Genomic DNA, 6,000 nt, shown 5'->3' with positions numbered 1-6,000 from the left:
GGGGTGGGGGGTGGGGGGTGGGGGGTTAGGCGGAGGCTCGGTGGACTAGTTGGGTGTCCAGGAGGATGTGGGGGGCGGGGAGGTCCTCGCCGCGGATCCGGGCCACCAGGAGGCGGGCCATCTGCCGGCCCATCTCCTCCACCGGCTGAAAGACCGTGGTCAACGGCGGGTCGGCCTGCCGGGCGATCGGCGCGTCGTCGAAGCCGATCACCGCGACGTCCTCGGGCACCCGCCGACCGGCCTCACGCAGGGCGCGCAGCGCACCGAACGCCATCAGGTCGGACGCGACGAAGACGGCGTCGAGGTCCGGGCAGGCGTCCAGCAGCCGGCGCATGGCGTTCGCGCCGCTGCCCTCGCTGAAGTCGCCGTACGCGATCAGGTCGGGGTTGACGCCGGCCCCGGTGGCCTTGACGGCCTCGGTGTAGCCGGCCAACCGGGCCAGGCCGGCGCCCATGTCCTGCGGGCCGGCGATGGTGGCGATCCGGCGCCGCCCCCGCCCGGCCAGGTACTCCACGGCCTGCCGGGCCCCGCCAACGTTGTCCACGTCGACGAACCAGGCCGGCTGGGCGCCGGGTTGCAGCATCCGGGCCGGCCGGCCGCCGAGCACCGCGGGCAGGCCGCGTTCCTCCAGCAGGGTCGGCAGCGGGTCCGAGTCGTGCAGCGACAGCAGCAGTACGCCGTCGACGTGCTGGTTGGTGAGGTGGTGCTCGACGCGCTCCCGCTCCACCGGCGACTGGGCCATGGCCAGCCAGAGCTGCATCGGCGTCTCCAGCAGACCGGAGCTGATCCCCCGCACGATGGCGGCGAAGAACGGCTCGGTGAAGACCCGCTCGCCGGATTCGGACACCACCAGCGCCACGGAGTCGGTCCGCTGGGTGACCAGCGCACGGGCCGCCCGGTTCGGCACGTACCCCAGCTCGGCGATCGCCTGCTGGACGGCGGCCCGGGCCTCCGGGCTGACCTGGGGCGAGCCGTTGACGACGCGGGAGACCGTGCCCCGGCCGACGCCGGCGCGCGCCGCGACCGCGTCGAGGGTCGGGCGCCCGAGCGACCGGGTGCGCTGCGTTGTCATCGTCTGCTCCTCCGACGGCGGGCGGACCCGGTGCCACCAGCGGGGGGTGGACACCAGGACCGCCCTGATGGCTGGCCCGAGCCTATTGTGCGGCCAGACCGTTGCGTCGGATCACCGAGGCGTACCACCTGGCGCTGGACTTGGGAATGCGGACCTGGCTGTCGTAGTCGACATGGATCATGCCGAACCGCTTCGTGTAACCCCAGGCCCACTCGAAATTATCCATCAACGACCAGGCGAAGTATCCCCGCAGGGGCACCCCCGCGTTGATCGCCTCGTGGGAGGCGCGCAGGTGGGCGTCGAAGTAGGCCAACCGGTCGACGTCGTCGACCTGCCCGTCGACCACCGTGTCGACGAACGCGGATCCGTTCTCGGTGACGTACAACGGCAGGTCGGTGTAGTCGTCGTGCACGCGCCGCAGGGTCTCCAGCAGGCCGGGGGCGTCGATCTCCCAGCCCATGTCGGTGACCGGGACACCCCGGGTGACGAACCGGACGTCCTCGCTGCCCGGCCAGCATGAGGGGCCCGGGTCGGCCTCGGTCGCGGCGGATACGACGTGCCGGCTGTAGTAGTTGACGCCGACCATGTCCAGCGGCGTGGCGATGGTCGCCAGGTCGCCGTCCTGCACGTGGCCGAAGTCGGTCACCGCGCGCAGGTCGGTCACCAGGTCCTGCGGGTACGACCCGCGCAGCAGCGGGTCGAGGAAGAACCGGTTGGCCAACCCGTCGATCCGCCGGGCCGCGTCCACGTCCGCCGGAGCGTCGCTGGCCGGGTCCACCGGGTAGAGGTTGACCGTCACACCCACCTCGGCGTCCGGCCGGGTGGCCCGCAACGCCTGCACGGCCAGGCCGTGACCGAGCATCAGGTGGTGCCCGGCCCGGACCGCGTCCGCGCCGTCGGTGCGGCCGGGCGCGTGCACGCCGGAGCCGTAGCCGAGGAACGCCGAGCACCACGGCTCGTTGAGCGTGGTCCAGTAGCGCACCCGGTCGCCGAGCGCGTCGGCCACCAGCGTCGTGTAGTCGGCGAAACGCGCCGCGGTGTCGCGGGCCGGCCAGCCACCGGCGTCCTCCAGCGGCTGCGGCAGGTCCCAGTGGTAGAGGGTCAGCCACGGCTCGATGCCGTTGGCCAGCAGGTTGTCGACCAGCCGCCGGTAGAAGTCGAGGCCGCGCTGGTTGGCCGGGCCGGTGCCGCCGGGCTGCACCCGGGGCCAGGAGACCGAGAAACGGTACGACTTCAGGCCCAGCTCGGCCATCAGCGCGACGTCGTCACCGACCCGGTGGTAGTGGTCGCAGGCCACGTCGCCGGTGTGTCCGTTGACCACCCGGCCCTCGGTGTGGCTGAAGGTGTCCCAGATCGACGGGGTGCGGCCACCCTCGGCCGCCGCCCCCTCGATCTGGTAAGCCGCGGTCGCGGCGCCCCAGAGGAAGCCGGGTGGGAAGGTCAGCCCGGGGCGCTCGTCGAGGACGTCGACGGCGGGTGGGCTGGCGGGGTTGCTCACGACTTGACGGCACCTTCCATGATCCCGCCAATGATCTGGCGGCCGAACAGGACGAACACGATGAACAGGGGAAGGGTGGCGATCAACGTACCCGCGAAGATCTGCGAGTTGTCCGCGAAGTACGCGGTGTTCAGACTGCGCAGCGAGATCTGCACGGTCGGATTGGCCGGGTCGGCGAGCACCACGAACGGCCAGAAGAACTGGTTCCACTGCTCCATGAAGGTGAGCAGCCCGAGTACGGCCGCCGCGGGGCGCAGCGCCGGCACCACCACGTGCCAGTAGATGCGCCAGGTGGAGCAGCCGTCGACCCGGGCTGCCTCGATCAGCTCGTTGGGCACCGCCTGTTCGGCGTACTGGCGCATCATGAAGATGCCGAATCCGCCGATCAGGAACGGCACGGTCACCGACGGCATGGTGTTCAGCCATTCCAGCTTCGCCATCAGGATGTACAGCGGCAGCACGCCGAGCTGGATGGGGATCATCATCGAGGCCAGGATGATCAACAGCAGCGCGTTCTTGCCGCGGAAGCGCAGTTTCGCGAACGCGAACCCGGCGAGCGAGCCGAAGAACACGGTCGCAACCGTGATCGTGCCCGACACCAGGAACGAGTTCATCAGGCCCTTGACGATGTTCGCGTCGCCGTTGTCGAGCACCCGCTGGATGTTCTCGCCCAGCTTGCCGCCCGGCAGGAAGGGCGGCGGCCAGGAGTTGGCCGCGTCGCTGGTCCGCGAGGCGATGACGATCATCCAGTAGAACGGGAAGAGCGACAGGATCACGCCGAAGACGAGCCCGATCCAGGTCAGCGGGCTGGCCGTCCAGAGCTTCTCCGCCCGATGGCGGAGGCCGGTACGCCCGGTCGGCGGCAGCGCCGCCGGCGGTCGAAGAGTGGTCATGGTCATGGGTGCGCCACCCTCACTTGTCGGAGCTGATTCGGCGGGCCAGCAGGTAGTTGAGGAACGAGACGGACGCGATCAGCAGGAAGAGCACCAGCGCGACGGCGCCCGCGTACCCCCACCGGAACCGCTGGTTCATCACGTCCAGCAGATACATCGTGATCGTCTGGAACTGCCCCTCCGTGCCGCCGGAGAGTGCGCCCGAGCCGCTGGTGAACATGAGCGGCTCGGTGAAGAGCTGCAGACCGCCGATGGTCGAGATGATCAGCGTGAAGATGATGGTGGGACGCAGCTGGGGGATGGTGATCGACCAGAACTGCCGACGCTGGGACGCGCCGTCGAGCGCGGCCGCCTCGTACACGTCCTTGTTGATCGACTGCATCGCCGCGAGGTAGATCAGGGCGTTGTAGCCCACCCACCGCCAGTCGACCATGGTGGCGATGGCGAACCAGGAGGCGAATCGGTTGGCCCGCCAGTCGATCGGGCCGAGGCCGACCAGGTCGAGCAGCCAGTTCACCAGGCCGAAGTCGCGGGCGTAGATCATCGAGAAGATGAGCGCCACCACGGCGGTCGAGGTGATGATCGGCATCGCGATGGCCAGCCGGAAGAACATCTGGCCGCGGATGCGCCGGTTCAGCGCGTTCGCCAGCAGCAGCGCGATGATCAGCTGCGGGATGGTGGAGAGCGCGAACATCCCGAAGGTGTTCACCACCGCGTTCCAGAACTGCGGATCGTTGGTGAACAGCTCGACGAAGTTGTCCAGGCCGACGAAGCTGATCGTCGTGTTCATCGGTGACCGGTCGGTCATCGCGATCCAGAACGTGTAGACGATCGGGTAGACGCCGAAGATCGCGAAGAGCACGAAGAAGGGCAGGACGAAGACGTACGGGGTGAAGCGCAGGTCCAGCCGGTTCAGCTGCCGGCGGCGCGCCGGTGAGTGCCGCGGGGCTGGGCGCGACCGGCGGTCCGACGCACCCGGTGGCGCGGGGGTCTTCAGGGAGCTCATGAGCGGTCCTTCACACTCGGCGGCACCGTCGTGGGCGCCGCGGCAGGGCGTTCCGACGCGGGTTCACGGGTGGTGCCGGAGTCCGGCACCACCCGTGAGCGCATCCACAGCCGTTACTTGCCTGCGGCCTGGCCGTTCTTCACCGCGTCCTGCCAGGCGGCGTCGGCGGCCTTGCCCTGCTCGATGCTGCGCAGCGCGTTCTCGACCGCGTCGCGGACGGCCTGGTTCTTCGGGCCGAGGTAGACCGGCTTCAGCTCGGTCGCGCCGGCGGCGAAGATCTTGCCGATCGGAGCGCCGCTGAAGTACTCGTTGGTGGCGGCGAGCACGGCCGGGTCGTTGAGGGCCTGCGGCGACGAGGGCAGGTTGCCGACCTTCTTGAACGCCTCGGTCTGGCTCTTGGCACTGGTCAGGTACTTGGCCAGCTCGGCGGCTTCCTTCTGGTGCTTGCTGGACTTCGGCACGGCCAGCCAGGAACCGCCCCAGTTGCCGGCGCCGCCCGGCGCCTTGGCGACGTCCCACTTGCCGGTCGCCGCGTCGCCGGCCTGACCCTTGATGACACCGGTCATCCACGCCGGGCAGCCGATGGTGGCGAAGCTGCCGTTCTTGAAGCCGGCGTTCCACTCGTTGGAGAAGCTCCGCAGGTTGTTCGACAGACCCGCGCTGATCATCTTGGTGGTCTGCTGGAACGCGGACTGCACGTCCGGGTTCTCGCCGACGACGAGCTTGTTGCTCTTGTCGAAGTAGGTGTAGCCGCTGCCGGCGCCCGCCGTCTGCATCAGCACGATGTTGTAGAAGTTGGTGGCCGAGTCGACGAACTTGTGCTTCGTGTCGGCGGCGGCGAACTTCTTGCCCTGCTCGATGAAGGCGTCCCACGTCGGCCAGAGGGCGCCGACCTGCTCGCGGTCGGTCGGCAGACCGGCGGCCTTGAAGAGGTCGCTGCGGTAGCAGACGGCCATGCCACCGACGTCGGTGCCGAGGCCGAGCACCTTGCCGTCCGGCGTGAGGCCACCTTCCCACTTCCAGGGCAGGAAGTTGCCCTTGAGGTCGTTGGCGCCGTGGTCGGCCAGGTTGACGAACTTGTCGGCCTGTGCGAAGAACTGCACGATCGTGCCCTCTTCGAGGGCGACGACGTCGCCGGCGCCGGCGCCGGCGGTGATCTGCTGCGTCAGCCGGGTGTTGTAGTCGCCCAGGCCCAGGCCCTTGCCGCGCTCCTGGATGGTGACGTTCGGGTGCTCCGTCTGGTACTGCTTGTAAAGATCTTCGTAGCCGAAGCCCTGGTCGCCGAAGACGTCGACGACCAGGGTGACCTTGCCGCCGTCCGATCCGGACGACGAGTCGTCGCCGCAGGCGGTTGCCGAGGCGAGCACGGCGACGGACGCGAGCGCGATCGCCGCAAAGCGGCGACGTGAGGTGACGCTCATCCTGACCCCTCTCAAGTGGTGAGGCTTGGTGTGTCGTGTGGCGGGGGATGCTGCAGCGCCCTGCTGTCACCCGGCCGGTGGCCGCGGCGTCGCGGGGGGAGCTGTGAGGA

General features: G+C 69.5%; 5 protein-coding genes. All 5 read right to left on the bottom strand.

Going from position 1 to position 6,000, the window contains the following annotated elements; all coding sequences use genetic code 11:
* Window positions 1–25: 25 nt before the first annotated feature.
* Window positions 26–1,072 (bottom strand): LacI family DNA-binding transcriptional regulator, encoded by a 1,047-nt coding sequence (locus AB0H52_RS20895; protein WP_357949360.1) that lies wholly within the window; start codon window positions 1,070–1,072, stop codon window positions 26–28.
* Window positions 1,073–1,154: 82 nt separating this feature from the next.
* The gene (locus tag AB0H52_RS20890; protein ID WP_151492223.1) at window positions 1,155–2,570 is read right to left on the bottom strand and encodes a GH1 family beta-glucosidase; all 1,416 of its coding nucleotides are present in this window, start codon (window positions 2,568–2,570) and stop codon (window positions 1,155–1,157) included.
* On the bottom strand, window positions 2,567–3,463 hold the full coding sequence (locus AB0H52_RS20885; RefSeq protein ID WP_151492225.1) for a carbohydrate ABC transporter permease: 897 nt from the start codon (window positions 3,461–3,463) through the stop codon (window positions 2,567–2,569). The genes AB0H52_RS20890 and AB0H52_RS20885 overlap by 4 nt, the downstream gene beginning before the upstream one ends.
* Before the next feature lie 19 nt (window positions 3,464–3,482).
* A complete protein-coding gene (locus AB0H52_RS20880; protein ID WP_151492222.1) occupies window positions 3,483–4,469 on the bottom strand; it encodes a sugar ABC transporter permease in 987 nt (328 codons plus the stop codon).
* A 113-nt stretch (window positions 4,470–4,582) separates the two neighbouring features.
* The gene (locus AB0H52_RS20875; protein ID WP_151492221.1) at window positions 4,583–5,890 is read right to left on the bottom strand and encodes an extracellular solute-binding protein; all 1,308 of its coding nucleotides are present in this window, start codon (window positions 5,888–5,890) and stop codon (window positions 4,583–4,585) included.
* Window positions 5,891–6,000 lie beyond the last annotated feature (110 nt).

This window comes from Micromonospora sp. NPDC050695 (assembly GCF_040654415.1).
In the GTDB taxonomy this organism is placed as follows: domain Bacteria; phylum Actinomycetota; class Actinomycetes; order Mycobacteriales; family Micromonosporaceae; genus Micromonospora.
This window is presented reverse-complemented; position numbering and strand designations above follow the sequence as displayed.

Coding starts and splice junctions, on each gene's coding strand:
- AB0H52_RS20875 (WP_151492221.1), bottom strand. CDS start 5,890: ATGAGCGTCACCTCACGTCGCCGCTTTGCGGCGATCGCGCTCGCGTCC.
- AB0H52_RS20880 (WP_151492222.1), bottom strand. CDS start 4,469: ATGAGCTCCCTGAAGACCCCCGCGCCACCGGGTGCGTCGGACCGCCGG.
- AB0H52_RS20895 (WP_357949360.1), bottom strand. CDS start 1,072: ATGACAACGCAGCGCACCCGGTCGCTCGGGCGCCCGACCCTCGACGCG.
- AB0H52_RS20885 (WP_151492225.1), bottom strand. CDS start 3,463: ATGACCACTCTTCGACCGCCGGCGGCGCTGCCGCCGACCGGGCGTACC.